The 24,533-nt window shown below is 65.7% G+C and carries 27 protein-coding genes; 15 read left to right on the top strand and 12 right to left on the bottom strand.

Translation table 11 applies throughout. The annotated features are described in order from the left end of the window. Positions 1 to 89 precede the first annotated feature (89 nt). Complete coding sequence (locus QQL87_RS04670; protein WP_284423347.1) at positions 90 to 1,544, top strand: peptidoglycan DD-metalloendopeptidase family protein; 1,455 nt, start codon at positions 90 to 92, stop codon at positions 1,542 to 1,544. A 196-nt stretch (positions 1,545 to 1,740) separates the two neighbouring features. On the opposite strand, the gene QQL87_RS04675 is transcribed toward QQL87_RS04670, so the two are convergent. Next, complete coding sequence (locus QQL87_RS04675; protein WP_284423346.1) at positions 1,741 to 2,736, bottom strand: ATP-binding protein; 996 nt, start codon at positions 2,734 to 2,736, stop codon at positions 1,741 to 1,743. 204 nt (positions 2,737 to 2,940) lie between these two features. Here QQL87_RS04675 and yajC point away from each other — a divergent pair, with 204 nt between their 5' ends. The 5 genes from yajC to QQL87_RS04700 all read left to right on the top strand — a co-directional run bounded on the left by yajC (position 2,941) and on the right by QQL87_RS04700 (position 7,345). Continuing rightward, a complete protein-coding gene (gene yajC, locus QQL87_RS04680) occupies positions 2,941 to 3,309 on the top strand; it encodes a preprotein translocase subunit YajC (RefSeq protein ID WP_284423345.1) in 369 nt (122 codons plus the stop codon). 107 nt (positions 3,310 to 3,416) lie between these two features. Further along, positions 3,417 to 5,018, top strand: a complete 1,602-nt coding sequence (gene secD / locus QQL87_RS04685) for a protein translocase subunit SecD (protein WP_284423344.1) — start codon at positions 3,417 to 3,419, stop codon at positions 5,016 to 5,018. Positions 5,019 to 5,026: 8 nt separating this feature from the next. Continuing rightward, positions 5,027 to 6,046: a protein translocase subunit SecF gene (secF, locus tag QQL87_RS04690; RefSeq protein WP_284423343.1), complete on the top strand. Its 1,020-nt coding sequence runs from the start codon at positions 5,027 to 5,029 to the stop codon at positions 6,044 to 6,046. A gap of 55 nt (positions 6,047 to 6,101) precedes the next feature. Further along, on the top strand, positions 6,102 to 6,485 hold the full coding sequence (locus QQL87_RS04695) for an Mth938-like domain-containing protein (protein WP_284423342.1): 384 nt from the start codon (positions 6,102 to 6,104) through the stop codon (positions 6,483 to 6,485). Next, positions 6,482 to 7,345, top strand: coding sequence for a phytoene/squalene synthase family protein (locus QQL87_RS04700; protein ID WP_284423341.1), 864 nt, complete (start codon positions 6,482 to 6,484; stop codon positions 7,343 to 7,345). The genes QQL87_RS04695 and QQL87_RS04700 overlap by 4 nt, the downstream gene beginning before the upstream one ends. A 15-nt stretch (positions 7,346 to 7,360) precedes the next feature. Here QQL87_RS04700 and QQL87_RS04705 read toward each other — a convergent pair whose 3' ends face one another. Together QQL87_RS04705 and QQL87_RS04710 are read right to left on the bottom strand one after the other, a co-directional pair. Next, complete coding sequence (locus tag QQL87_RS04705; RefSeq protein ID WP_502871132.1) at positions 7,361 to 8,053, bottom strand: TauD/TfdA dioxygenase family protein; 693 nt, start codon at positions 8,051 to 8,053, stop codon at positions 7,361 to 7,363. 242 nt (positions 8,054 to 8,295) lie between these two features. After that, entirely contained in the window at positions 8,296 to 9,183 is an 888-nt protein-coding gene (locus QQL87_RS04710; RefSeq protein WP_284423339.1) for a TauD/TfdA dioxygenase family protein, read from the bottom strand. Positions 9,184 to 9,303: 120 nt separating this feature from the next. Between QQL87_RS04710 and QQL87_RS04715 the strand changes: the two genes are divergently transcribed. Next, positions 9,304 to 9,510: a hypothetical protein gene (locus QQL87_RS04715; RefSeq protein ID WP_284423338.1), complete on the top strand. Its 207-nt coding sequence runs from the start codon at positions 9,304 to 9,306 to the stop codon at positions 9,508 to 9,510. Positions 9,511 to 9,516: 6 nt separating this feature from the next. Here the strand turns inward: QQL87_RS04715 and QQL87_RS04720 are convergent, their stop codons facing one another. The 3 genes from QQL87_RS04720 to QQL87_RS04730 all read right to left on the bottom strand — a co-directional run bounded on the left by QQL87_RS04720 (position 9,517) and on the right by QQL87_RS04730 (position 12,368). Continuing rightward, a complete protein-coding gene (locus tag QQL87_RS04720) occupies positions 9,517 to 10,617 on the bottom strand; it encodes an AMP-binding enzyme (RefSeq protein ID WP_284423337.1) in 1,101 nt (366 codons plus the stop codon). A 7-nt stretch (positions 10,618 to 10,624) separates the two neighbouring features. After that, positions 10,625 to 12,058: a methylenetetrahydrofolate--tRNA-(uracil(54)-C(5))-methyltransferase (FADH(2)-oxidizing) TrmFO gene (gene trmFO, locus QQL87_RS04725; protein ID WP_284423336.1), complete on the bottom strand. Its 1,434-nt coding sequence runs from the start codon at positions 12,056 to 12,058 to the stop codon at positions 10,625 to 10,627. A 157-nt stretch (positions 12,059 to 12,215) separates the two neighbouring features. Next, complete coding sequence (locus tag QQL87_RS04730; RefSeq protein ID WP_284423335.1) at positions 12,216 to 12,368, bottom strand: DUF1127 domain-containing protein; 153 nt, start codon at positions 12,366 to 12,368, stop codon at positions 12,216 to 12,218. 488 nt (positions 12,369 to 12,856) lie between these two features. Here QQL87_RS04730 and QQL87_RS04735 point away from each other — a divergent pair, with 488 nt between their 5' ends. Further along, the gene (locus QQL87_RS04735) at positions 12,857 to 13,123 is read left to right on the top strand and encodes a hypothetical protein (RefSeq protein WP_284423334.1); all 267 of its coding nucleotides are present in this window, start codon (positions 12,857 to 12,859) and stop codon (positions 13,121 to 13,123) included. A gap of 72 nt (positions 13,124 to 13,195) precedes the next feature. Here QQL87_RS04735 and QQL87_RS04740 read toward each other — a convergent pair whose 3' ends face one another. Further along, entirely contained in the window at positions 13,196 to 14,017 is an 822-nt protein-coding gene (locus tag QQL87_RS04740) for a lytic murein transglycosylase (RefSeq protein WP_284423333.1), read from the bottom strand. 213 nt (positions 14,018 to 14,230) lie between these two features. Next, a complete protein-coding gene (locus QQL87_RS04745; RefSeq protein ID WP_284423332.1) occupies positions 14,231 to 15,142 on the bottom strand; it encodes a DUF2189 domain-containing protein in 912 nt (303 codons plus the stop codon). Between the two features lie 399 nt (positions 15,143 to 15,541). Here QQL87_RS04745 and QQL87_RS04750 point away from each other — a divergent pair, with 399 nt between their 5' ends. After that, complete coding sequence (locus tag QQL87_RS04750; protein ID WP_284423331.1) at positions 15,542 to 15,928, top strand: DUF3597 domain-containing protein; 387 nt, start codon at positions 15,542 to 15,544, stop codon at positions 15,926 to 15,928. A gap of 106 nt (positions 15,929 to 16,034) precedes the next feature. Here QQL87_RS04750 and QQL87_RS04755 read toward each other — a convergent pair whose 3' ends face one another. The 4 genes from QQL87_RS04755 to QQL87_RS04770 all read right to left on the bottom strand — a co-directional run bounded on the left by QQL87_RS04755 (position 16,035) and on the right by QQL87_RS04770 (position 17,337). Further along, entirely contained in the window at positions 16,035 to 16,199 is a 165-nt protein-coding gene (locus tag QQL87_RS04755; RefSeq protein WP_284423330.1) for a DUF1127 domain-containing protein, read from the bottom strand. A 115-nt stretch (positions 16,200 to 16,314) separates the two neighbouring features. Next, positions 16,315 to 16,584 (bottom strand): GNAT family N-acetyltransferase, encoded by a 270-nt coding sequence (locus QQL87_RS04760; protein WP_284423329.1) that lies wholly within the window; start codon positions 16,582 to 16,584, stop codon positions 16,315 to 16,317. Positions 16,585 to 16,591: 7 nt separating this feature from the next. After that, positions 16,592 to 17,128, bottom strand: a complete 537-nt coding sequence (locus QQL87_RS04765) for a DUF3828 domain-containing protein (RefSeq protein WP_284423328.1) — start codon at positions 17,126 to 17,128, stop codon at positions 16,592 to 16,594. 8 nt (positions 17,129 to 17,136) lie between these two features. Continuing rightward, positions 17,137 to 17,337 carry a hypothetical protein gene (locus tag QQL87_RS04770; protein WP_284423327.1) on the bottom strand — a complete coding sequence of 67 codons (201 nt, stop codon included), beginning with the start codon at positions 17,335 to 17,337 and terminating at the stop codon, positions 17,137 to 17,139. 56 nt (positions 17,338 to 17,393) lie between these two features. Here QQL87_RS04770 and QQL87_RS04775 point away from each other — a divergent pair, with 56 nt between their 5' ends. From QQL87_RS04775 to QQL87_RS04800, 6 genes are all read left to right on the top strand, one after another. Continuing rightward, positions 17,394 to 18,995 (top strand): acyl-CoA synthetase, encoded by a 1,602-nt coding sequence (locus tag QQL87_RS04775; RefSeq protein WP_284423326.1) that lies wholly within the window; start codon positions 17,394 to 17,396, stop codon positions 18,993 to 18,995. 6 nt (positions 18,996 to 19,001) lie between these two features. Then, positions 19,002 to 19,859: a PCC domain-containing protein gene (locus QQL87_RS04780; RefSeq protein ID WP_284423325.1), complete on the top strand. Its 858-nt coding sequence runs from the start codon at positions 19,002 to 19,004 to the stop codon at positions 19,857 to 19,859. A gap of 366 nt (positions 19,860 to 20,225) precedes the next feature. Continuing rightward, positions 20,226 to 20,990: an AAA family ATPase gene (locus QQL87_RS04785; protein ID WP_284423324.1), complete on the top strand. Its 765-nt coding sequence runs from the start codon at positions 20,226 to 20,228 to the stop codon at positions 20,988 to 20,990. An 850-nt stretch (positions 20,991 to 21,840) separates the two neighbouring features. Continuing rightward, a complete protein-coding gene (locus tag QQL87_RS04790; RefSeq protein WP_284423323.1) occupies positions 21,841 to 22,539 on the top strand; it encodes a UPF0149 family protein in 699 nt (232 codons plus the stop codon). 114 nt (positions 22,540 to 22,653) lie between these two features. Next, positions 22,654 to 23,208 (top strand): SRPBCC family protein, encoded by a 555-nt coding sequence (locus QQL87_RS04795; protein WP_284423322.1) that lies wholly within the window; start codon positions 22,654 to 22,656, stop codon positions 23,206 to 23,208. Between the two features lie 170 nt (positions 23,209 to 23,378). Then, positions 23,379 to 24,428 carry a YVTN family beta-propeller repeat protein gene (locus QQL87_RS04800; protein WP_284423321.1) on the top strand — a complete coding sequence of 350 codons (1,050 nt, stop codon included), beginning with the start codon at positions 23,379 to 23,381 and terminating at the stop codon, positions 24,426 to 24,428. Positions 24,429 to 24,533: the final 105 nt, after the last annotated feature.

A 24,533-nucleotide genomic window follows, 5' to 3' on the forward strand; every position in this document is an offset into this window, starting at 1 on the left:
CCGCCAACGCTTTATTCGCGGCTTAAGCGCTTATTTACCGCGGCTGTGTTTACTCGAATTCGTTGTTTGTTGCGTACGAGTGAGTAACCATGCCCGCTACCGTCGAGTTGCTTCGCTCGCGCCGCTTGCCGCAGGTTGCGGTGCTGGCGCTGATGTCGTTCGGCGTTGCCGGCTGCAGCGCCGACATGTCGTCGCGGCTGTCGCAGACGCAAAATCCGTTTTCCAACCCCTTTGCATCCGACTCTACCGGTTCGGTGCAGGCGCAGCCTGCCCGGCAGCACCAACAATACACGCCGGCGCCCGCGCCGGTGCCGAGCTATTCCACCTCTGCGTTGCCGCCACCGGCCGTTGGAGCGCCTCAGTCCTATCCATCCGGAGGCGGCGCGGGAGGCATTGCGTCGGGCGGACGCGGCGTCGCGTCCTACGCGCCCCCCGCATCAGTCCCGGCGCCCCAGACCTATGCGCCGCCGGCGACCCATGCGTACGCGCCGCCGGCGCAGCCGCAGCTCGAGGCCACGGGCGCCGTGCCGCCGCGCTCGGTCGCCGCAGCGCGGCCCTCGGGCGGCACCAAGATCATCGTCGGCACCAGCGACACGCTCGACATCCTGGCCAAACGCTATCGCGTGACGCCGGCCGAGATCATGGCCGCCAATGGCTACAAGGGGCCGCGCGCGCTGTCGCCCGGCCAGCAGCTGATCATTCCGCACCCGGGCACAGTCGCAGCCGCGCCTGCCGTCCAGCCCGTTGCGGCGCCGGTTGCTGCAGCTCCGATGGCTGCGCCGGTCGCGCCTCGGCCGATGGCGGTCGCCGCGCCCGCGACACCGGCGACCATTCACTTCGTCAATCGCGGCGACACGCTGGCCAGCATCGCACGGCAGAACCACGTCTCGCCGGCTGAGCTCGCGCGCGCCAATAATCTCGATCAGGCGTCTCCCCTGAAGCTCGGTGCCAGGCTGACCGTCCCTGGCAAGGCCGCAGCGGTCGCTGCGCCCGTGGCTCCGGTCGCAACCGTTCCCCAGGCGGTTGCGACCGTGCCCGCGCCGGCCCCGACCACGCGCGTGGCCACCGCCGCCGGTCCGGTTCAGACCGCCCGCCTGGCGCAGGCCAACCCGGCGCCCGAGAAGGAAGAGGAGCCGGCGCGTCCGGCCGAAACCACCAGCTCGCTGCCGACCTTCCGCTGGCCGGCGCGTGGCAAGGTGATCACGAGCTACGGCGCCAAGACCAACGGCAAGTCCAATGACGGCATCAACATCGCCGTGCCCGAGGGCACGCCGGTGAAGGCCGCCGAAGATGGCGTCGTCGCTTACGCCGGCAACGAATTGAAGGGCTATGGCAATCTTGTCCTGGTGCGGCATTCCAACGGCTACGTCACCGCATATGCCCATGCGAGTGAGCTGATGGTGAAGCGCGGCGATCCGATCAAGCGCGGCCAGGTCATTGCCAAGTCGGGTCAATCGGGAGAGGTGGGATCGCCGCAGCTCCACTTCGAGATCCGCAAGGGATCGTCCCCGGTCGACCCGCTGCAATTCCTCAACGGGGCGTAACAGTAAGTTTGCGTCGCCAATCGGTCTCGCCTCGGGCGAGGCCGATCATTTGACCAGGACCAGCTGCATCCGTCATTGCGAGCGCAGCGAAGCAATCCAGAGTCTTGCCGCCGAGGCAGTCTGGATTGCTTCGCTGCGCTCGCAATGACGAAGTTTGGGGCTGCTGAGTGCCAGAAAGTTGCTCTGATTCTCGCTGCTACTTCCCGCTCAGCCGCACGCCGAGCCGGCCGGCGAGATCCTGCGTGAACTGCCAGGCGACGCGGCCTGAGCGCGAGCCGCGCGTGGTGGCCCATTCCAGCGCATCCCGCTCCAGCTCGTCCTCGGCCAGCGCGATGTCGAAATGGCTGCAATAGCCCCGGACCATCGCGAGGTACTCGTCCTGGCTGCAGCGGTGGAAACCAAGCCACAGGCCGAAGCGGTCGGACAGCGAGACCTTCTCCTCGACCGCTTCGCCCGGATTGATCGCGGTCGAGCGCTCGTTCTCGATCATGTCGCGGGCCAGCAGATGGCGCCGGTTGGAGGTTGCGTAGAGAATGACGTTCTCGGGACGCCCCTCGATGCCGCCTTCGAGCACAGCCTTCAATGATTTGTAGGACGCGTCGTTGCCGTCAAACGACAGGTCGTCGCAGAACACGATGAAATGGAACGGTGCTGCGCGCAAAATGTCCATCAGTGCGGGCAGGCTCTCGATGTCCTCGCGATGAATCTCGATCAGCTTGAGCCGGTCAGCCGGCTTGCGCGCGACGTTGATGCTGGCATGGGCGGCCTTCACGAGGGACGACTTGCCCATGCCGCGCGCGCCCCACAGCAGCGCGTTGTTGGCGGGCAGGCCGTTGGCGAAGCGCTCGGTGTTCTCGATCAGAATGTCGCGCATCCGGTCGATGCCCTTGAGCAGATCGATCTCGACGCGGCTGACGCGCGGCACCGTCGACAGCCGGCCGTCCGGATGCCAGACGAACGCATCGGCCGCATTCAGATCCAGCGTCGGATTGGCGCCCGCATGGGTTGCTGCGAGGTGCGCCGCAATCGCTTCGAGCGCACGGGCGATCCGTACCTGCGCGTCGTCGGGGGCAGGGACGGCGGGACGTTTTGCCGCGACCCTGGCCGGCTTCTGCACCGGGGGTTTTGAGACGGTTCTGAACACGCTCTTGGCGGGGTTGCGGGGCGGGGCTTTGGCTGGTTTTTTCGACATGCTGCAAGTTCCTGATGGGGCAGCCATATCGGGCCTTGCCGGCCGCCGCAAGCGGGGCGAAATGAGGGGCCGGGCGCCTTGCTATTGGGACCGCGGCCGCTATATTCCGCGCGAAATTCGCAAAGAGGCCGGCCCGCGCCGAGAGAAGCGTGGTTAGCCGGCTATTCCTGTCTCACCGGGCACTGGCCCACGAGGATCGACCGCATGCTGATTACCCCTGCCTATGCCCAGGCCGCCGGCGCTGGCGATACCAACAGCATGCTGATGTCGTTGCTGCCGTTCGCGCTGATCTTCGTGATCATGTATTTCCTGATCCTGCGGCCGCAGCAGAAGAAGGTCAAAGAGCACGCCGACCTCGTCAAGAACGTGCGCCGCGGCGACACCATCGTGACCCAGGGCGGTCTGGTCGGCAAGGTCACCAAGGTCGTCGACGACGATCAGGTCGAGTTCGAGATCGCCGACGGTGTCCGTGTGCGCCAGATGCGCCAGATGATCACGGGCGTCCGCACCAAGGGCGAGCCCGCCAAAGCCGACGCAAAGGACGACAAGAAGGACGAGAAGGCCGCGGGCTGATTCCAACTCGCCGGGTCGCTCGCTGGCTGTTCGCCGACCTCTTTCCTTGACGTCCTGATTTGAAGGGCCGCCTTCGGCTCTGATGGACCACCTCACGGACCACTCCCATGTTGTATTTCACGCGGTGGAAGGCGCTGGGCATCATCCTCACGGCGCTCGTGGTGTGCCTGTGCGCGGTGCCCAACTTCTTTCCGGAAGCCACGGTCAAGACCTGGCCGGCCTGGGCGCAGCGTCATATCGTTCTCGGCCTCGACCTGCAGGGCGGCTCCTATCTGCTGCTCGAAGTCGACTCCAACTACGTCAAGAAGGAGCGGCTCGATGCGATGCGCGACGATGTCCGCCGCACGCTGCGTGATGCCAAGATCGGCTATACGGGACTGGTGAGCCGTGGCGACGGCGTCGAGGTCCGGATCACCAAGGATACCGACGTCGGGGCTGCGCTCTCCAAGCTCCGCGATCTCTCCCAGCCGCTCGGCGGCCTGCTGGGCTCCAGCGGCCAGCGCAGCCTCGAGGTCAGCGACGCCGGCAGCAGCCTGATCCGGCTGACGATCCCGCAGGCCGCGATCACCGAGCGCATCCGCCAGACCATCGAGCAGTCGATCCAGATCGTCGAACGCCGCATCAACGAGCTCGGCACCGTCGAGCCCGTGATCCAGCGCCAGGGCACCGACCGCATCCTGGTGCAGGTCCCGGGATTGCAGGATCCGACCGAACTGAAGAACCTGCTTGGCCGGACGGCCAAGATGGAATTCCGCATGGTCGACCCGACGGTGTCGCCCGAGCAGGCGCTGCAGGGGCGGGTGCCGCCGGATTCCGAGGTGTTGCAGAGCGCCTCGCCGCCCAACCAGCCTAATGTCGTCAAAAAGCAGGTGCTGGTCTCCGGCGGTGATCTGTCGGACGCCCAGACCGGCTTCGACCAGCGCACCAACGAGCCGATCGTCTCCTTCCGCTTCAACTCGGCCGGCGCCCGCAAATTCGCGCAGGCGACGACCGAGAATGTCGGACAGCCCTTCGCGATCGTGCTCGATAACAAGGTGATCTCGGCGCCGGTCATTCGCGAGCCGATCACCGGCGGCTCGGGCCAGATCTCCGGCAATTTCACCGTGCAGTCTGCCAATGAGCTGGCGATCCTGCTGCGCGCCGGCGCGCTGCCGGCGCCGCTGACGGTCATCGAGGAGCGCACCGTCGGTCCAGGCCTCGGCGCCGATTCGATCGCCAAGGGCGAGCTCGCCTCCTATGTCGGCTCGATCCTGGTCATCGTGTTCATGCTGCTGACCTACCGGCTGTTCGGCGTATTTGCCAACATCGCCGTGATGGTCAACGTGGCGATGATCTTCGGCGTGCTGTCGCTCCTGAATGCGACGCTGACCCTGCCGGGCATCGCCGGCATCGTGCTGACGGTCGGCATCGCCGTCGACTCCAACGTGCTGATCTATGAGCGCATCCGTGAGGAGCTGCGCGGCGGCCGCAACGCCATCTCGGCGATCGACGCCGGCTTCAAGCGCGCGCTGGCGACGATTCTCGACTCCAACATCACCACCTTCATCGCCGCCGCCGTGCTGTTCTATATCGGCACCGGTCCGGTGCGCGGATTCGCCGTGACGCTCGGCATCGGCATCCTCACCACGGTCTTCACCGCCTTCACGCTCACCCGCCTGATCGTGGCGGCATGGGTGCGGTGGAAGCGGCCGCAAAGCGTGCCAATCTAGGAGCTACTGTGACACATTGGGTTCTCATCGGGCTTGGCATCCTGATCGCGGTGCTGACGGTGGTCAGCGCGCTCGGCCTGCTGCCGTCGCTGCGCATCGTTCCCGACGATACGCATTTCGATTTCACGCAGTTCCGCCGCATCAGCTTTCCGATCTCGGCGGCGCTGTCGATCCTCGCAATCGTGCTGTTCTTCACCCATGGCCTCAACCTCGGCATCGACTTCCGCGGCGGCAGCCTGCTCGAGGTGCGGGCCAAGTCCGGCACCGCCGACATCGCGGGGATGCGCGCGACGCTGGCCACGCTCGGACTGGGCGAGGTGCAGTTGCAGCAGTTCGGCGGCCCTGAGGGCGTCCTGATCCGCGTTGCCGAGCAGCCCGGCGGCGACGCCGCGCAGCAGGAAGCTGCCAACAAGGTGAAGGCCGCGATCGGCGACAGCGTCGAGTATCGTCGCGTCGAGGTCGTGGGTCCGCGCGTCTCCGGCGAGTTCCTGGCCATCGGCATGCTCGGCCTGATGCTCGCGATCGTCTCGATCCTGATCTACCTCTGGTTCCGGTTCGAGTGGCAGTTCGCACTCGGCGCCATGATCGCCAACGTCCACGACATCGTGTTGACGATCGGCTTCATGTCGATCAGCCAGGTGGATTTCGATCTCACCAGTATCGCGGCGCTGCTGACCATCCTCGGCTACTCGCTCAACGACACCGTGGTCATCTACGACCGTATCCGCGAGATGCTCAGGCGCTACAAGAAGATGCCGATGCCGCAGCTGCTCAACGAGTCGATCAACTCGACGCTGTCGCGCTCGATCATCACCCACGTGACTGTGACCCTGGCGCTGCTCGCGCTGCTGCTGTTCGGCGGCCCGGCGATTCACAGCTTCACGGCTGTGATGATGTTCGGCGTCGTGCTGGTCGGCACCTACACCTCGATCTTCATCGCCTCTCCAATCCTGATTTATCTCGGCGTGCACTCGATGCGCGCCGAGGCGCAGGACGAAAAGCCGGCTGCGAAGAAGAAAACCCCGTGATTCGAAGGAAGCTTGCCTTTGGATCATATCCAGAGGCAGGAAGTTGATCTCGGACATGGCCACTGCGCAAGACACACCACACTTCCCACGGTCCGCGCCCATCGACGGCTACGGCAAAGGCGGTTTCGCCTTTGCCGACATGTCGCATCGCGGCTCGCTGCTTTGCCTGCCGGATTCGATCTGGGCGTGGGATGTCACCGAGCCGGGCCAGATCGACCGCTATTCCCTGCAGCGCATCTTCGATGCGGCCAACAAGATCGACACGCTGATCGTCGGCACCGGGACCGAAGTCTGGATTCCGCCCGTGCCGCTGCGCGCGGCGCTGCGCGGCGTCGGTGTCGTGCTCGATGCGATGCAGACCGGTCCCGCGATCCGCACCTACAACGTCATGATCGGCGAGCGGCGGCGGGTGGCAGCCGCGCTCATTGCCGTGCCATGAGCGAAACGGGCGCCAACAGCGACGCGGCGTTCTGTGCAGGCCTCGTCCGCGAGCATGATTTCGACCGCTACGCCTCGACCTTGTTCGTCACGCCGGAGATCCGGCGCGCACTCCTCGCGCTGTATGCCCTCAACGTCGAGATCAGCCGCATTCGCGATCTCGTCTCGCAGCCGCTGCCGGGCGAGGTTCGGCTGCAGTGGTGGCACGATGCGCTGAGCGGCCAGGAGCATGGCGGGATCGAAGGCAACCCGGTCGCCGCCGAGCTGCTGTTGACCGTGCAGCGCTTCGGTCTTCCGGTCGACCGGCTGACACGTCTGATCGATGAACATCAGTTCGATCTCTACAACGACCCGATGCCGACTATGGCCGCGCTGGATGCCTATCTCGGCGATATCAGCGGAACCCTGTTTGCACTCGCCATACAGGTCATGACGCCGCCGTTCGACGGCGCGGATCATCTGGCCCATCACGCCGGCATCGCACAGGGGATTCTCCAGGTGATCGCATCGCTGCCGCGGGATTCGGCCCACCGGCAGCTCTACGTGCCGCTCGATCTGCTGGCACAGCATGGCGTGAGCCAGGAAGAGATGTTCGCCGGCAAGGCGACGCCCGCGATCCAGGCGATGCTGATCGATCTGCGCGCACAGGCGCGGCAGCATCTCGATCATGCGCTGGAATTGGCGCGGGAGGCGCCACCGGAGGCACGTGCGGCTCTGCTGCCGCTTGCGCTGGTCCGCCGCGATATCATCCGCGCCGATCGGAGCAACGCCGCCGCTTTTCAGCCAGAGCCCCGCTCGCGCCTTGCGACGCTGTGGACGCTCTGGCGCGCTGCCAGGACGGCAAGCTTTCGCGCGCGTTGAGGGTTTCAGAATGCCTTACGCTGTCGGCATCGCATTCCACAGCGGCGGACTGTGCAGAAGCCGCGGCATCTCCGGCGGTTCGTGCCGGTGGATCGTGCAGCGGGTGTCCCAGACGACAAGATCGCCGGGCCTGCAGGTGTGAGCCCAGCTGAACTCGGGCCGCTCGGCAAGCTGCCAGAGATCATCGAGCAGCGCATCGGATTCGTCCTGATCGATGCCGACGACAGAGGAATGTCGACGCTGTCCGAGCGCCAGCATCGACCTGCCCGTATCGGCATGACTGCCGACCAGCGGATGAACCGGGCCTGCGATGATGGTGCGGCGGCCGTCATCGGCGGTCTCGGTCGCCAGATGACGAACCTTCAGATGCGCGACGCGGCTGCGCAGCGCCGGCGTGAGTGCGTCATAGGCGGCGTAGAGGCTGCAGAATGACAGCCTGTCACCGAACGTGGTGCCGGGAGACGTGTAGAGCAGGTCGGCGTGACCGAAGCGCCGGCTGAAGGCGGCGATGTCGCGCTCACAGAGACGCTGGCCGCGCACGAGCAGGACCTGGTGCTTGAGCAGCGCGCGCATGAAGGAGGCGAACGCCCAATCATCGAAGGATCTGAGATCGACATTGCAGACTTCGGCACCGAGCGACTTCCCCGTCGGGATGACCTGGACGAGACTGCTTTCGGTGCTTCGCGCAACGTTGCTTCTGAGATTCACGTGCGTCATCTCCCAAGTTTCACCAGCGATCCAAATCAACCACGGTAATTTGTCGGGGTTGTTTCGGCTCGGAGGCAATTCGCGGAAGGATCGCGGCACGATCTGCCGATTGTCGGCACAGTCTGCCGCTGTGAGTCAGAAGTTGGACACTTCAAGGCGATCCGCGAGGAAATATGCTGCAACCTGCAACTCGTTCGCAGGCAACGTGACGCTTCATCAGGCGCAGCTGCAGCGCAAGCGAATCAGCTCGGTCGCTGAGATCCCCTGATCTGGGTCCGATGCATGATTCGCCTCGCGTGATCGTCGAACGGATCACGCCGGTGCATCGTCGAGCGATTGTCCCAGATGACGAGATCGCCGACCTTCCACACATGTTCCCAGGCGAATTCGGGATGCGCGACATAGGCCCACAATTCGTCGAGTAGCGCTTCCGATGAGGCGAGCTCGAGGCCCACCAGATAGGCGTTGCGCCGGCGGCCTAGATACAGCATCTGCCGGCCGGACTCGGGATGCGTGCAGACCAGCGGATGAATCGCGCCGGGCGAGGTGCGTGGATCGTCGGTCGGCGTCACGCCCTGGCGCACGAAGCCGCCGCTGTTGTAGGTGCCGTCGTGCTTGATCTTCAGATCTGCAATGCGACGCTTCAGCTCTGACGGCAGCGCGTCGTAGACCGCATACATGCTGCAGAACGAGGTGTTGCCGCCGACAGGTGGAATCTCCAGCGCATAGAGCGCACTCGCGATCGGCGGCGTGTCGAGATACGACATGTCGGTGTGCCACACGGCTTCGCCCGCGCCGAGACTGCCGATCGCCTCGCCATTCACCTTCACGTTCGAGACGATGTAGATTTCGGGCAGGCCGTCGACGAAGCGGCGGCCGTTCTCCTGCACCGGCGCCCAGTCGAGATCGCCGAAGCGGCGGCTGAACGCGATCAGGTCCTGGTCGGAGAGACTCTGGTCTCGAACGAGGAGAACGGAATGATTGTGGAAGGCGTCGAGCAGGGCGGCAAACGCCGTGTCATCGAGGCGCTTGAGATCGACGTTCCGGATCTCGGCGCCAAGCGGACCGCCGGTCGGGACGATGTCGACCGGTGCAGCGGTCTCGCGCACATTGTTGGTGTCGATGTCCATGGTCGAATCCTCCCGTTGTCCGGGTCCGTCGTGGGATGAGATATGATACCAGAGCCATCGGGGGATTGCTCGTCATGGTGACGGATTGCAGTCAATCTCCTGGATGCCCGGACCGAGAGAATGGCGATGTGGGACTGGTTGCGGTGGCACCTCGAAGGCAACACGCTGGCGGTCGCACTCTCGATTCTGATCGCTGGGGTGCTTGGTTACGTCCTGTTGTTCGGAACGCCCTTCAGGACCGATGTTCCCAACGGGTTCGGGCCGGAATGGGAGTGCGCATCGCAAATCCAGGGCGATCCGACCTGCATCAAGAAAGTGAAGCGCTAGCTGCCCTCAGGTCGACGGGAGCTTCAGCTCGGCCTCGAAATTGAACCGGTCGCGCAGGTTCTTCCGCGAGTCCAGGATGTCCTTGAGGAAGGCGCGGTCGCTGTCGCTGGTGATCATCGGCTCGATCAGGTCGATCTGGTTCATCGCGACCAGCTGCAGCAGTTCGGTGCGCGGCCGGCCGCTGGCGTCGCGCGGCAGCGCGTGGACGACCTGGATGTGCTCCGGCGGCTTCGGACCCTTGGCGGAGGTCAGCTCATTCTGCAACTGAGTTTCAAGTGCAGTCTGTTCCGCCTCCACGAAGGCATAGAGACCGACGCCGGTGCGGCGATCTGCGAACGCGACGATCGCCGCGTCACGCACCGCTGGATTCTTGCGGATCATGTCCATCAGGACAGGCGCATCATTCACCAGCCGCCGCCCGCCGCCCTCGCGGTCGGTGAAGTTGAAGATGCCGCGCGTGATCCCGCGATAGACCTTCTTGCCGGTCATCAGCCAGATCCGCGCGAACAGCGATTTGCGCGCCAGGATCTTGCGCTCCCTGGGCGTCAGCGCCTCGGGTGCGTAGGTGCGCTTGTGCTTGAGGAGATGACGCAGGTCCTCATAGGCCGCGATCCGGAACATCCGGCTGCGGGTCTTGAAGCAGGCCGCGAGCTGAAAGTCCGTCACGTAGCAATGGCCGTCATGGCCGACCAGCCAGTTCTGCTCCTTGGCGAGGTCGTTGTGGGTGATGCCGGCACGATGCAGCCGGCGCATCATCTGCTTGGCCGAGCGGAAATAGGCGACGTTGCCGTGCGGCTTCGCGAGATGCAGCGCCACGCCATTGATGAAGCCGCGCACCAGCGCGCGATCCCCGGCCCATAGCAGATCGGGTCCGGCATTGAGCCCCTTGGCGAGCGTGAGCGCCTTGCGCTCCCTGGCGAACAGATGGCGCGCCAGCATGAACGACCACCACGGCACCTCGTCGAGCCGGCGCAGCACGGCATCCACCGTGCCGTTCTCACCGACGAAGCGGCCGCGCTCGACGGTCGAGAACACATCGCGCTTGAGCAGCACGCCGTCGGTCCAGCGCGCCGCCAGCAAGGCAGAGTCAGTCTTCGGCAGGCTCATCACACTCTCACGCAGCGGCCGCGACGCGCAGATGCTCGGCGATCCAGCGGTCGAGATCCGCCAGCGCGCGGGCGCTCATCGCCTGCTTCTTGGCGACCGTCTTCTCGTTGCCCTTCAACCGCGTGCCATCAGGCTTTCGGGTCGGGGCCGCAGCCAGCGGCGGGAACAGGCCGAAATTGATGTTCATCGGCTGGAACGAGCGGGTCGGACCGTCGATCGTCTCGATATGCCCGCCCGTGATGTGACCGAGCAGGGATCCGAGCGCGGTGGTCGGAGGTGGCGCGGCGAGAGTTGCGCCACGTACCTCGGCGGCAGCGTACAGGCCGGCAATCAGTCCAATGCTCGCCGACTCCACGTAGCCCTCGCAGCCCGTCATCTGCCCGGCAAAGCGCAGCCGCGGCTGGGCGCGCAGGCGCAACTGCTGGTCCAGCAGCTTCGGCGAGTTGAGGAACGTGTTGCGATGCAGGCCGCCGAGCCGCGCGAACTCCGCGTTCTCGAGGCCGGGAATGGTGCGGAAGATCTGCTGCTGCGGGCCGTATTTCAGCTTCGTCTGGAAGCCGACTATGTTGTAGAGCGTGCCGAGCTTGTTGTCCTGGCGCAGCTGCACGATCGCGTAAGGCTTCACTGTCGGGTTGTGCGGGTTGGTGAGACCGACCGGCTTCATCGGACCGTGCCGCAGCGTCTCGTGGCCGCGCTCCGCCATTACCTCGATCGGCAGGCAGCCGTCGAAATAGGGCGTATTGGTCTCCCAGTCCTTGAAGTCGGTCTTTTCGCCTTCAAGCAGCGCAGCCACGAAGGCGTCGTACTGCTCCTTGGTCATCGGGCAGTTGATGTAGTCAGCACCCGTTCCGCCCGGACCGACCTTGTCGTAGCGCGACTGGAACCAGGCCTTGGACATGTCGATCGTGTCCTTGTGCACGATCGGCGCGATGGCGTCGAAGAAGGCGAGCGCGGTCTCGTCGGTGAGGTCGCGGATCGCCTCGGCCAGCGGCTGCGCGGTCAGCGGGCCGGTCGCGACGATGACGCTGCCCCAGTCCGCCGGCGGCAGGCCGGTGATCTCGCCGCGGCGCAGCTCGATGCGCGGATGCGCCTGCAGGGCCGCCGCCACGGCCGCGGAGAAGCCGTCACGATCGACCGCAAGAGCCCCTCCGGCCGGCACCTGGTTGGCATCGGCCGCGCGCATGATCAGCGAGCCCAGCCGGCGCATCTCGGCGTGCAGCAGGCCGACCGCATTGTTGGCCGCATCATCGGAGCGGAACGAGTTCGAGCAGACGAGCTCGGCCGGCGTGGCGGTCCGGTGCGCCTCGGTCATGCGGTCCGGCCGCATCTCGTGCAGCACGACGTCGACACCCGCCTCGGCCAGTTGCCACGCGGCCTCGGAGCCGGCGAGGCCGGCACCGACCACGTGGACGGTATTCGAAGGTGATTTGGTCCCTGTCATCGGCGGGACAGGTAGCGCTTTTCGCGAGCGCTGCAAATGCGCGAGTAGGGCTCTCGTGCGAGAAACCGGGCGGGTGTGTCGCCCGGCGCGAGGGCCCAGAAACGGCAACGCCCGCAGCGAGGCGGGCGATGTCCGGTCGATATCGGAAGGCGGCTGATCAGCCGTTATAATTTCCGGCGGCAACGCGCGGAATGTCCGAACGGTCGAGACCGATGTCGGCGAGTTCACGATCGCTGAGCTGCGACAGCTCGGCAACGTTGCGCTGATACTCACGGAACGCCTGGACCATGCGGATGATCGAGAGCAACATGGAAAATCTCCTCTAGTTCGTGATTCAGTTCTTCGTGGGAACCTCATCGTTGGAATGAACATAGGAGAGATTGTTGCGATGCAGAAGCGCTGATGTTGCGATGCAGCTAAACCGTCGGCGCATAGCTTGAGTAACGCCCGGGTAAGAATTGGGCAGGGCAGACTAGCGGTTGAGCGGCCGGTGGAAAGCCCCGTAATCATGCGGCTTTTCAATCGCGCGTTTGATTTGGCGGATCGAAATGAACCGCCTCCAGCCAAGAGGCTCGTCTGCCTCGTCGCGTCCGCATCGTTCCTAGCGGCCCGTCTCCAAATGCATGGATGATTACGAGTGAACAATAATTCATTTTTACTGCAGCCGCCCTCGAACGGATGTTCGCGATCACGCGGCGCTCGCAGGGATTTCATTTCGCGAGACTCCCAGGGTGGTGCGACAAAGTGTCGCGGATTTCGGCGATGATGCCGAGGCCGCCGTACCAGCGAGGAAGAACAATGAAGAGCAAACTGTTGGGAGCCGCGCTCATCACCGCGGCAATGATCGGGTTCGGGCCGGCTCAGGCGGCGAGGATGCATGGGGCGGGCTGCAGCGGGCCCAATCTGGAAAAGACCGAGACGGCGATCGAGGCCATGGCCGATGGCGATGCCCGTTGGGAGGCCCAGAAGGAGATCGCCGCGGCCCAGGACGCGCTGCTCGCCGGCAAGATGGGAGCCTGCAGCATGCATCTGACCAAGGCGATGCATGTCGGGATGATCAAGTAACGACCGCATTCGTCGCATCACCGAACCAACGGCCGGTCGCCTCCCGCGATCGGCCGTTTTGCTTGCCGGGCGCTACGGCGCCCGCGCCAGCTGGGTCGCGAAGGTCGCGATCGTCCGGGCGTAGACCTCGCTCTTGTTCCACTGCTGGATCACCGCGAAGTTGGGGCTGCCGGGCTCCCAATCCTTGCCCTTCTGCCAGCCATAGCCCTTCAGGTAGTTCGCCGTGGAGGCGAGCACGTCGGGCGCGCTGCGGATCAGGTCGCGCTTGCCGTTGCCGTCGAAATCGACCGCGTATTTCATCCAGGACGACGGCATGAACTGCGTCTGCCCGATCTCGCCGGCCCAGGCGCCGCGCATCTCGGCCGGCTGAAGATCGCCGCGGTCGACGATGCGCAGTGCCTCGAGCAACTCGCCGCGGAACTGCTCGGCGCGGCGGCAGTCATAGGCCAGGGTCGCCAGCGCGCGGATGGTCGGGAACTTGCCGACATTGACGCCGAAATCAGTCTCCAAGCCCCAGATCGCGACCAGCACCTCGCCGGGCACCCCATAGGTCTGCTCGATCCGCGACAGCACCGAGCCATACTGCTTCAGCATGTTCGAGCCGCGGGTCAGGCGCGGCGGCACCATGCGGCCGGAGAACTCCTCGAAGGTCTGGCTGAACACCTTCTGGGAGTGATCGCGGTTGAGCACGCTCTGGTCCAGGGTCACGCCGGTCAGCGCTGTGTTGATCGCGGTCTGCGAGATGCCCTTGGCCGCGGCCTCGGTCTTGAACTCGGCAAGCCACGCATCGAAATTGCCGCTGCCGCAGGGAACGGCCGCGCGGGCCGGCGTGGACAAGGTGATGAGGGCGGCAAGGCAGGCAACGGCGGAGGCGGAAAGAACGCGGACAATCATCGAAACACCTGGGCAACAATGGCTTCAAATAGGGATGGCGGCGTGCTCCATGTCGGGCGTAACCGCGGCAGCAACAAGGCCATCCGATCACGTTGGCGTCGGTTGCCGCGAAGCTGATCCGGCCAGACGCGCCGGCCGGTGAATTTCATTCGGCCCCGCAAAACGATCGCCGGCCCTTGGGCCGGCGGCCGCGACGAGTGCATGGGTGCATCCTCACATCCGGTCACGCGAGCGCCACGGGAACAGGTTGGCCGGGAAATCGGCCGCGGGCTTCGCGGCGCGCGGTGCCGGCGTCACGACCGGCGCGGCGTCCGGATTGATTGCGATCGCCTCGCGATAGAGATGCCAGGTGGCGTGGCCAAGCACCGGGATCACGACGGCGAGGCCCAGGAAGAACGGGATCGTTCCGGCCACCAGCAGCGCCGCGACGATGAGGCCCCAGGCGGCGATCGGGACCGGATTTTTCGCCACCACGCGCAGCGAGGTGACCACCGCTTCGAGTGCGCCGGCATGACGATCGAGCATCAGCGGGAAGGAGACGATGCTGAGGCACAGCGCCAGCAGCGCGAACAGGAAGCCGGCGCCGCAGCCGACCGCTATCAGCCACCAGCCTTGCGGCGTGGTGAAGACGCGCTGTACGAAATCGCTCGCACTGACCGCGCCGCCATAGCCGAACACCGCCACGTAGATCGTCTGCGCCGTCGCGACCCAGGTGACGAACAGCGCCAGCAGCAAGGTGCCGAGCCCGAGCATCGCGCCGAACGAGGGCGAGCGCAGCACCTCGAACGCATCCCAGGCGCTGGCCTCCTCGCCGCGGTCGCGCCGGCTGGAGAGCTCATAGAGTCCGAGGGCGGCAAACGGGCCGAGCAGGGCGAATCCAGCCGCGAGCGGGAACAGCAGCGGCAGCACCGCATAGCCGAACACGGCGCGCGCCAGCACGAGGCCGAGCACCGGATAGATCGCGCACAGCATCACGGCGTGGCTCGGAACGGCCTTGAAGTCATCCCAGCCGAGCCGCAACGCGCGCATCAGACTTGAGAAATCGATCGTGCGAATCGTGATTTCGGCCGCGACCTCGTCGGCCGGCCGAACGTGTGCAGCGACATTGGTGTGATAGGTGGCCATCGTCGTTCGCTCCCTCATGCCTCGTGAGGCGCCTCCCAACCTCGCCGGCAGGGCCTGCGCTTGTCGTTGGATCGCGAATCGCCAGACGCGACGAACCTCGGGGCGGCCATTCGCGAACGGAAGACGAGAGGATAGTGGCAAACGGGCCGACGCCTACTCACGCCTCGGTGAGAGCTGTGAATGTCGCAGTGCATTAGCCCGGCGGCGGAACTCAATGAAGCTGCGCATTCCCCGGACAAAGTCATTCCGCCGTCATTCTGCCTTCGGTAAGCTTCACAACCGTCGCCCTGTTCGGGTCGGCAGGTGACCGGCGGGCGAAGGGGTTCTGACGGGCAGCTCCGCAACCGAACACCGCCGGCCGAGTTGTTCATTCGACCTCTATCCATTGGGAGCCCATTGATGAGCGTTTTCGGAAAGATCATGAGCGCGATTTTCGGCCATCCTGCCGAGGCTGCGCCGGCCGGCAGCCCGCCGGCAGCGGGCGGCACCGCTGCGGCTCCTGCAGGCGCCCCGGCTGGTGCGCCGCAAAACGTCGATGTGGCTGCGATCGTCGACGCGGCCGCGACCGCCAAGCACGAGAAGCTGGAGTGGCGCACCTCGATCGTCGACCTGATGAAGGCGCTCGACATCGATTCCAGCCTCGCCGCGCGCAAGGAGCTGGCGAAGGAGCTCGGCTACAGCGGCGATACGAACGACTCCGCCAGCATGAACGTCTGGCTGCACAAGCAGGTGATGAGCAAGCTCGCGGCCAATGGCGGCAAACTGCCGCCGGAGATCAAGCACTGAGCTTGCCTGCCCAGCGGCGAAACAGCGAAAGGCCCGCCAGCGCGCGGGCCTTTGTCGTCTTTGCCGGCATTGGATGCGACGCTCTGCAGCGCCGCAGGCGAGGCTCTCAGGCGTGCGCCAGGCCGGCGCGCTCCCAGGCCTGTGCATACATCTGGTCGCGGTTGATGCCGATGTCGCGCAGCGTGCGATCGTCGAGCCGCTCGAGGCAGGCGAGCTGGGCGCGATAGTGGGCGTAGCGCTTGATAACGTCGAAAATGGCAGCGATGAACATGAGCCTCTCCCCATTGGTCTGGTTGCTTGTTCGGCGGGGGATTGCTGATCCATCGGGGTAGCCATTGCGTTAAAGCGCGCCCTTCCAGCGCCTTGCCCGGTAGTTCTACGGGCGATCAGGCCATGATGTCCTGGTTCTCCGGGTGAGTGTGGAGGTAATCGGCGACGAAGCTGCAGCCCGCGACGACCTTGCGCCCATCGGCGCGGATCAGCGCCAGCGCGCCCTTCACCAGCTCTGACCCGATGCCTCGGCCGCGCAGCGGCAGCGGAGTCTCGGTGTGGGTGATGATGACCGCCTGCGGCGTCGCCCGATAGTTGGCGAACGCGATCCTGCCTTCGATGTCGAGCTCGAAACGGCTCTGGGCCTTGTTGTCGCGGACGGTCATGGGTCGCTTACTTTCGCTTCGGTTTGTCGGTCAGCTTGATGAACTCGACCAGCATCGTGCGGATCGACCATGGCTGGCCGTCGACGGCGCCTCTGATGTCGTCGATCTTCCACTGGCCGGCTTCGCGCACGAGGTCGTAACGGATGACGCTGTCGGCCTGTTCCTTGCGCTCGTTGCGATGCCCGGTGATGGTGACGGCAAGGGTCGCCTTGTCGGCCTCCTGCTTTTCCGGCGTCACCTTGAACGAGGCGACATCCGGATCCTGCGAGTTGGTGATCGGATCGAAATCGACCGCGCCGACCTCGCCCTTGGGTGTTCGGGCGTCCATCTTGGCCCATTGCGCGGCTAGCGACGTCGACAGATAGGTCGCCCGCGCCTTCTTGGTCTCGATGACGAAGTTGCCACCGTCCTCGCCCTTGCCCTTGGCCACGCGGGTGTAGATCGCGGTCATCATGCCGACGGGATCGCTGGCGGGGGCCTGGGCATGCAGCGGGGCGGCGGCGAGCATGGCGAGGCCGAGAAGCAGGTGACGACGATCAATCATGGGTGTCCTCAAATCAGATTCGGCGCGCGGGGATGAAGGAATTCGCGGATGAACGGCAGCGCTGCCGGCAGCGGTTTGTCGCACGGCGCCGGCATTCGTTCGAATGACGCGGCCGCATGGGTGCGATGGCCGGGGCGATCTTGCGACGGCTTGCGGTACCACGATAAACAGGCACGGAGCAGGGCGGCCGAGATCGCCTGGGCATCCATCGAGGGGACGTTGCCATGGTTGTTTTCATCCGCTGCGGGGACACGAGGGCTCGTCGATGAGTGGCGGACAGCTGCGGATGTCGCGGCGGGTGATGAACCTCGCGCATATTGTGACGCAGAACGGCCGCCGGCTCGGCGACCGCATCGGTTTCGTCTGGGGCGAGCGGTCCTGGACCTGGCGCGAGATCGACGCGATGGTTTCGGCGCTCGCGGCGGCGCTGGCCGGGCAGGGCATCGCCAAGGGCGACCGCATCCTGGTGCATTCGAAGAACTGCGAGGAGATGTTCGTCTCCATGTTCGCCGCGTTCCGGCTCGGCGCTGTGTGGGTGCCCACCAATTTCCGCCTGATGCCGGACGAGGTCGCCTATCTCGCGACGGCCTCGGGTGCGAAGGCGTTTCTCTGCCATGGCGACTTTCCGGAGCATGCCGCGGCGGTGACGACCGCGTCCTTCACCTGGCGCATCGGCGACACCGGCAGCTTCGGCACGCGCTCGGTTGCGGATGCGATGAAGGCGCATGCGGGGGCCGACATGGCCAACGCGGCGGTGGAGCACGATGACCCCTGCTGGTTCTTCTTCACCTCGGGCACCACGGGCCGCTCCAAGGCGGCGGTGCTGACGCATGGCCAGATGGCCTTCGTCATCACCAACCATCTCGCCGACCTCACGCCCGGCACCACCGAGCATGACGCGTCGCTGGTCGTCGCGCCGCTGTCGCATGGCGCCGGGGTGCATCAGCTGATGCAGAGCGCGCGGGGAGCCAGAACCGTGCTGCTGCCGAGCGAGAAGTTCGACATCACCGAGGCGTTCCGCCTGATCGAGATGCATCGCGTCAGCAATCTCTTCACCGTGCCGACGATCCTGAAAATGATGGTCGAGCATCCCGCGGTCGACAAGTTCGATCACTCCTCGCTGCGCCACGTGATCTATGCCGGCGCGCCGATGTATCGCGAGGACCAGAAGCGTGCGCTGGCGCGGCTCGGCAAGGTGATCGTGCAGTATTTCGGCCTCGGCGAGGTCACCGGCAACATCACGGTGCTGCCGGCTGCGGCGCATGAGGAAGAGGATGGGCCGGAAGCGCGGATCGGCAGCTGCGGCTATGAGCGCACGGGCATGCAGGTCTCGATCCAGGACGACGGGGGGCGCGAACTGAAGCCGGGCGAAACCGGCGAGATCTGCGTCATTGGACCGGCGGTGTTCGCCGGCTACTACGACAACCCCGAGGCCAATGCCAAGGCTTTCCGTGACGGCTGGTTTCGCACCGGCGATCTCGGCCACATGGACGCGCAGGGCTTCGTCTACATCACCGGCCGCGCCTCGGACATGTACATCTCCGGCGGCTCCAATATCTATCCGCGCGAGGTCGAGGAAAAGATCCTTACCCATCCCGACATCGGCGAGGTCGCCGTGCTCGGGGTGCCCGATCCTGTCTGGGGCGAGGTCGGCGTCGCCGTCTGTGTCGCGCGCGAGGGCGCGTCTGCGCCCAGCGAGAGCGCCATCGCCGGCTATCTCGCGACCAAGCTGCCGCGCTACAAGATGCCGAAGCGGTTCTTCTTCTGGGACGCCTTGCCGAAGTCCGGCTATGGCAAGATCCCCAAGCGGCTGGTGCGCGACGAGCTCGAGGCGCGCGGGTTGCTCGATCTCACCAAGCAGGGCTGACGAGGAATGCGATCCATCACTCAGCCCGGCGCGCCGGTTGCAGAACGTATCCAGTGGGTCGAGGCACGCGGCCGCGCCTTCAGCTTCACGCTTGAAAAGGGATTGCCCCTGCTGGAAGCGGCCCACCGCGGCTTCGCGGCGCATGGCTTTGCCGGCGGCGTGCTCGACATCAGGGGCGGCGCGCTTGGCCCGTTCGCCTATGTCATGCCGGCGCTGGCGAAGACGCCGGATCATGCGGCGTTCTACAGCGAGACCTATCGGCCCCCAGGTGTCACGCATCTCTCCACCGCCACCATGACGCTCGGCGTGCGCGACGGCGCGCCGTTCTTTCACTGCCATGCGCTGTGGACGGAGGAGGGCGGCCGCGACGGCGGCGGGCACATCCTGCCCGAGGAGACCATCGTTGCCGAGCCGTGCGAGGTCGAGGCGTTCGGGCTGGATGGCGCGATCTTCATAGCCGAGCCGGATGTCGAGACCGGCTTCAAGCTGTTCGGACCGGTGGCCGCGGCATCGCGCGCGGCAACAACCGATCGCCGCGCCTTCGCGCTGCGGCTGCGGCCGAACCAGGATTTTGCCGGCTGCCTCGAAGCGTTCTGCCGTGCGCAGGGGATCAGCAACGCGCGGATCCGAGGCGGCGTCGGCTCGACCATCGGCGCGCGCTTCGAGGGCGGCGCGGTCGTCGAGCCGTTCGCGGCCGAGCTGACCATCACCTCCGGCGTCGTCGTGCCCGGTGCCGACGGCCTCCAAGCCACGCTCGATGTCGCGCTGGTCGACTACACCGGCGCACTGGCGCAGGGACGCCTCGTCCGCGGCGACAACCCGGTGCTGATGACGATGGAGCTGGTGCTGGAGGTCCAGGCGTAGTCGCGAGAGCCGGTGGACGACTGATGCTGCATGTCGCCCGGAGCTTGTCGATGGCTCTCTACGTGCGTCACAGTCGAGTTGGGCACAACCTCTCCACATCGTTATTCCGGGGCGCCGCGGAGCGGCGAGCCCGGAATCCATACTCACGATCGTGGTTATGGATTCCGGGCTCGCCCGCCGCGCGCTAAATGGCTGGACGCCATTTTGCGCGCGTCGAGCGCCCCGGAATGACGGATGAAAGAGTTTGCCACTCTCGCGACGCTGTCGCCTGAGGTCTGCGCGCCGTAGTCGTCCACCTGCAGCAGTGGCCGATCCTGCCGGCATGTGCGAGACTATCAGCGATATCACCGAGGTCCCGAAGGCATCATGGCGAGGAAGCAGCGCGAGATCCGGCTGCCGGCACCCTATCTGAAGCGGCTGTGGCTCGATCCGGCCAAGATCGCCGATCGCGCCGCCTATCCGTTCTGCCTGCCGTTCCTGCAGGATGATTTCGAGCTCAGCTTCACCAGCGCCATCACCATCATCGTCGGCGAGAACGGCACCGGCAAGTCGACCCTGCTCGAAGGTATCGCGGCGCTGGCCGGCTATGACGAGGCCGGTGGCGGCAAGGGCTATCGGCCGGTGGACCACGCGCGCGCGGTGGAGCGCATGGGCGGTGCGCTCGGGGCGGCGTTCCGTGCGAGCTGGCTGCCCAGGATCACGCAAGGCTGGTTCTTCCGCGCCGAGAGCTTCTTCTCGGTCGCGCGCTATCTCGACGAGGCTGCGTTGACGAGTGGCGGCGCGCCGCCCGACTTCCTGTCGCATTCCCACGGCGAGGGCTTCCTGCGCTTCTTCGAGGAGCGCTGCCGGCGCCAGGGCCTCTACATCTTCGACGAGCCGGAATCGGCGCTGTCGCCGGCGCGCCAGATCGAGTTTCTGAAGCTGATGCGGCGGATGGACGATGCCGGCCATTGCCAGGTGCTGATGGCGACGCATTCGCCGGTGCTGATGGCCTATCCCGGCGCGACGCTGCTGCGGCTGAGCAAACACGGTCTCGAGAAGGTCACGGTGCAGGACACCGATCATTTCAAGGCCCTGCGCGAGTTCTGCGCCGATCCGGACGGCTTCGTGCAGGCGGTGCTGGCGGAGTGAGGGGCACCGATCGCTCTTTGGTCAGCTTCGCTCGCAACACCAATCACAGCTGTCATCGCCCGGCTTGACCGGGCGATCCAGTACGTCGCGGCCCATCGGCCTACAAACACCGCCTCTGGAATACTGGATCGCCCGGTCAAGCCGGGCGATGACGGTGGAGGATGTGGCTGCAGCGTTGCGCAGTAGCAGGCCAAGTGACACCCTTCTCGCGATGCGTTCGCACCCGAGCTTTGACATTCATTCCGCCCTCCTCACATGAGAGGGCGCAGGGAAGGCCGGGTGCAGGCCGCACCCATGGCCCGCCTGCGTGAAAAAATGCAGGCGGCAGGTACCACAGGATTGGCCGAACAACCGGCCTTCCCTGCGCGACGGTTTCTACCGGCTTATACGCGCTCTCCTCGGTGCGCCGGGCTTTCTGGCCACCGTCACCGGTGCGATGCGCTAGGCATCGGCACCAGCTTGACCTCAGCGTCGGGAGGTCAGGACCACACGATTTCGCCGTCCGCCCCGAGACCCGTCGTCGTGCGATCAGCACCGGGCCCGTGACGTCCATCGCATCCTCCACTCAACGCCCGTGACGACCGCGAAGCGCCCCTCTCGTGAGTGCAGGACGCCGACAGGAGAACATGAATTCCGAAAAAACGAAAGAGAAATGTTTTTCGCGGCGGCACTGGACAGCGGTGATGTTCCTGAGCCCGCGCGGAAATTTAGGTTTTGCGCGCACGGCTGTTTTGATGTCAAAACGCCGATGGTGCGGCCTGCGTGGTTCGCAGGTGCCCGTCGGGCGACTCACGTGGCATCCACGCGAGACGCAGCTCAGCCGCCGAAGATGTTTGGAGCAGATCGACCCATGTCCGAGCAGATGATGTCCGAGCAGATCACGAGCACCGACGCGCTCGATCAGGCCCTGCTGGCGCTCGACGAAGGCGCGATGGTGCTGGAGGAACTGGACGGCTTCGTCGCCGGGCTCCTCGTTTCTCCGCAGGCCATTCCACCGGGCGAATGGTTCGCGCGCGCCATGGGCCTGTCGCGGGCGAGGAGGTCGCCGTTCGCGGATCTGGATCATGCCAATCGCGTGCTCGGCCTGGTCATGGATTATCACAATGCGGTGGCCCTGACCTTGGCGCGCGAACCCGAGCAGTACCAGCCGTTGTTTTCGGTCGACCCGAGCAACGGCGATGTGATCTGGGAGCTCTGGATCGACGGCTTCGCTGCGGCCGCGGATCTGCGCCCGGAGGCGTGGAGCCAGTTCGTCGATGCCGGCGGCGAGGTCAGCCGCGCGATGACCGACCTGGTCCTGCTGACGGACATCGCGATGGAGGAGCACGAGAGCGGCCCCTGTGACGCCGACAAGGTGCCCCCGGACCCGATGGCGATGATCCGGAGGGCGGTCCCGATCTTGTATGCGCATCGGGTGGCGATCGAGCCGCCGGGGGGCGACTTCGCCCTCCACCCCAATCCGTTCGCCTCGTTCGGCAAGGTCGGCCGCAACGAACCCTGTCCGTGCGGTTCCGGCAAGAAATTCAAGCGCTGCTGCGGCGCCAATTGATCCCGGCCGAGCGGGCCACGACACGGTCTTTTTTGTTGCAACAATGCAGGGCGGTGCAAAGATGGCGCCGCCGCGCCGGACGCGCGGCCAATGAGACTGACCTGAGGAAACGACATGAGGATGGTGTTCGGCAAGGCGCTGGCCGTAACGGCGGCGCTCGCGATCGCAACGACGGCCCTGACCACCGCGGACGCGCATGGTCCCACCCGGCGCAAGGTGCAGGAGCACGTCGAGATCAACGCCGCGCCCGCCAAGGTGTGGGCCGTGATCGGCAACTTCCAGGACATGAGCTGGCTCGGCCCGGTCGAGAAGACCGAAGGCGACAAGGGCAACGAGATCGGCGCGACCCGCAAGCTGACCCTGAAGGGCGGCGCCACCGTCGACGAGGAGCTCTACAAGTTCGACGCCGAGAAGATGAGCTATTCCTACCGCATCACCGCGGTCGACGTGAAGGTGCTGCCGGTGACCAACTACGCCTCGACCATCTCGGTGGCGCCCAGCGCCGACGGCAAGGGCAGCGTGGTCGAATGGACCGGCGCGTTCTACCGCGGCTTCCCCAACAACGACCCGCCGCCGGAGCTGAGCGACGAGGCCGCGGTGAATGCGGTGAGCGGACTCTACAAGGGCGGGCTCGAGGGGCTGAAGAAGAAGGTGGAGAGCGGGAGCTAGAGCGTATCGACGATGTCGCGTGGTCCGCAATGGTCTCCATTTCGCCGATGTCACGGCGATCGGACGAGCAACCCTGCCAGTTCGTTTCTCCGTCATGCCCGGGCTTGTCCCGGGCATCCACGTCATTCGAAGGATGCCGAACGACGTGGATGGCCGGGACAAGCCCGGCCATGACGAGGTGGAGACAGGTGCGCGCCAAACTCCAATTGTCAGTTGCAATAGCCTTGTCGCAGGCCAAGCCAGGTAAGGACCCGGCTCCCCGCTCCAGCGCTCGTCATTGCCCACATCATTTCGGAATTCTTCTTGGCGCTTGGCTCGCCTGCAGCGCTCAGGTTCACGCCGAAGAAGCCTTCGTCACCAATCAGCTCAGCGACGATCTCACGATCGTCGATCTCACGACGTCGAAGCCGGTGGCGACGATTCCGATCGGCGGCAAGCCCGCCGGAATCGCGGTGGCGGCCGATGGGCGCTTCGCCTATGTGGCGAGCCCCGACGACAAGTCCGTCAGCGTGATCGACGCCGCCGGGCGCAAAGTCGTCGGCCGCATCGATGTCGGCGGCGGGCCGCTCGGCATCGCGGTGACGCCGGACGGCGCGACGGTCTATGTCGCCGACTGGTACAACGCGGCGATCCGGGTCATCGATGCGACGGCGCGGACGGTGACCGGCAGCATCGCGGTCGGAGCCTCGCCGTCGGGGCTCGCGGTGACGCCGGACGGCCGGCTGCTGCTCTCAGCCGATCGCGACGACGACCAGGTCTCGGTGATCGACACCGCCACGCGGACCCGCATCAAGACCATCAAGGTCGGCACGCGGCCCTTCGGCGTCACCATCGATGCGCAGGGCAAGCGCGCCTACACCGCCAATGTCGGCTCCAACGACGTGTCGGTGATCGACCTCGCCGCGTTCAACGAGATCGGCCGCGTCAAGACCGGCCTGCGGCCCTATGCCGTGGCGCTGGCGCAGGGCAGGGGCTTCGTCACCGATCAGTATGACGGCACGGTCAGCGTGTTCGACCTGGCGAGCCTGCAGCCGGTCAAGCGCATCACCGTCGGTGATTATCCGGAAGGCATCGAGGCGACCGCCGACGGCCAGCGCATCATCGTCGCCAATTGGGAAAGCAACATGCTCAGCATCATCGACGCCGCGGCGCTGAAGGTGACGGGCGAGGTCAAGGTCGGCGACGGCCCGCGCGCCTTCGGCGCCTTCCTGCGGCGGTAGCTCCGCGCCGGCAGCGGTTGCCGTAGAGGTTCAATCGAACCCGAGGCCTCCGTCATTGCGAGCGGAGCGACCTGTCCGCCGAAGCCCCTTGGCGTAGGCGGAAGC

Source organism: Bradyrhizobium sp. SSBR45G, assembly GCF_030159255.1.
Taxonomy (GTDB): domain Bacteria; phylum Pseudomonadota; class Alphaproteobacteria; order Rhizobiales; family Xanthobacteraceae; genus Bradyrhizobium.

What these genes read in the sequence shown, in the direction of transcription:
- QQL87_RS04760 (WP_284423329.1), bottom strand. Translation starts at nt 16,584, where the DNA reads ATGACCGTCCGCGACAACAAGGCCCAGAGCCGTTTCGAGCTCGACATC.
- QQL87_RS04785 (WP_284423324.1), top strand. Translation starts at nt 20,226, where the DNA reads ATGGCGAGGAAGCAGCGCGAGATCCGGCTGCCGGCACCCTATCTGAAG.
- QQL87_RS04735 (WP_284423334.1), top strand. Translation starts at nt 12,857, where the DNA reads ATGAAGAGCAAACTGTTGGGAGCCGCGCTCATCACCGCGGCAATGATC.
- QQL87_RS04795 (WP_284423322.1), top strand. Translation starts at nt 22,654, where the DNA reads ATGAGGATGGTGTTCGGCAAGGCGCTGGCCGTAACGGCGGCGCTCGCG.
- QQL87_RS04720 (WP_284423337.1), bottom strand. Translation starts at nt 10,617, where the DNA reads ATGAGCCTGCCGAAGACTGACTCTGCCTTGCTGGCGGCGCGCTGGACC.
- QQL87_RS04750 (WP_284423331.1), top strand. Translation starts at nt 15,542, where the DNA reads ATGAGCGTTTTCGGAAAGATCATGAGCGCGATTTTCGGCCATCCTGCC.
- secD (WP_284423344.1), top strand. Translation starts at nt 3,417, where the DNA reads ATGTTGTATTTCACGCGGTGGAAGGCGCTGGGCATCATCCTCACGGCG.
- QQL87_RS04670 (WP_284423347.1), top strand. Translation starts at nt 90, where the DNA reads ATGCCCGCTACCGTCGAGTTGCTTCGCTCGCGCCGCTTGCCGCAGGTT.
- QQL87_RS04715 (WP_284423338.1), top strand. Translation starts at nt 9,304, where the DNA reads ATGGCGATGTGGGACTGGTTGCGGTGGCACCTCGAAGGCAACACGCTG.
- QQL87_RS04745 (WP_284423332.1), bottom strand. Translation starts at nt 15,142, where the DNA reads ATGGCCACCTATCACACCAATGTCGCTGCACACGTTCGGCCGGCCGAC.
- yajC (WP_284423345.1), top strand. Translation starts at nt 2,941, where the DNA reads ATGCTGATTACCCCTGCCTATGCCCAGGCCGCCGGCGCTGGCGATACC.
- QQL87_RS04790 (WP_284423323.1), top strand. Translation starts at nt 21,841, where the DNA reads ATGTCCGAGCAGATGATGTCCGAGCAGATCACGAGCACCGACGCGCTC.
- QQL87_RS04770 (WP_284423327.1), bottom strand. Translation starts at nt 17,337, where the DNA reads ATGGATGCCCAGGCGATCTCGGCCGCCCTGCTCCGTGCCTGTTTATCG.
- QQL87_RS04700 (WP_284423341.1), top strand. Translation starts at nt 6,482, where the DNA reads ATGAGCGAAACGGGCGCCAACAGCGACGCGGCGTTCTGTGCAGGCCTC.
- trmFO (WP_284423336.1), bottom strand. Translation starts at nt 12,058, where the DNA reads ATGACAGGGACCAAATCACCTTCGAATACCGTCCACGTGGTCGGTGCC.
- QQL87_RS04740 (WP_284423333.1), bottom strand. Translation starts at nt 14,017, where the DNA reads ATGATTGTCCGCGTTCTTTCCGCCTCCGCCGTTGCCTGCCTTGCCGCC.
- QQL87_RS04775 (WP_284423326.1), top strand. Translation starts at nt 17,394, where the DNA reads ATGAGTGGCGGACAGCTGCGGATGTCGCGGCGGGTGATGAACCTCGCG.
- QQL87_RS04765 (WP_284423328.1), bottom strand. Translation starts at nt 17,128, where the DNA reads ATGATTGATCGTCGTCACCTGCTTCTCGGCCTCGCCATGCTCGCCGCC.
- QQL87_RS04730 (WP_284423335.1), bottom strand. Translation starts at nt 12,368, where the DNA reads ATGTTGCTCTCGATCATCCGCATGGTCCAGGCGTTCCGTGAGTATCAG.
- QQL87_RS04800 (WP_284423321.1), top strand. Translation starts at nt 23,379, where the DNA reads ATGACGAGGTGGAGACAGGTGCGCGCCAAACTCCAATTGTCAGTTGCA.
- QQL87_RS04780 (WP_284423325.1), top strand. Translation starts at nt 19,002, where the DNA reads ATGCGATCCATCACTCAGCCCGGCGCGCCGGTTGCAGAACGTATCCAG.
- QQL87_RS04710 (WP_284423339.1), bottom strand. Translation starts at nt 9,183, where the DNA reads ATGGACATCGACACCAACAATGTGCGCGAGACCGCTGCACCGGTCGAC.
- QQL87_RS04675 (WP_284423346.1), bottom strand. Translation starts at nt 2,736, where the DNA reads ATGTCGAAAAAACCAGCCAAAGCCCCGCCCCGCAACCCCGCCAAGAGC.
- QQL87_RS04755 (WP_284423330.1), bottom strand. Translation starts at nt 16,199, where the DNA reads ATGTTCATCGCTGCCATTTTCGACGTTATCAAGCGCTACGCCCACTAT.
- QQL87_RS04695 (WP_284423342.1), top strand. Translation starts at nt 6,102, where the DNA reads ATGGCCACTGCGCAAGACACACCACACTTCCCACGGTCCGCGCCCATC.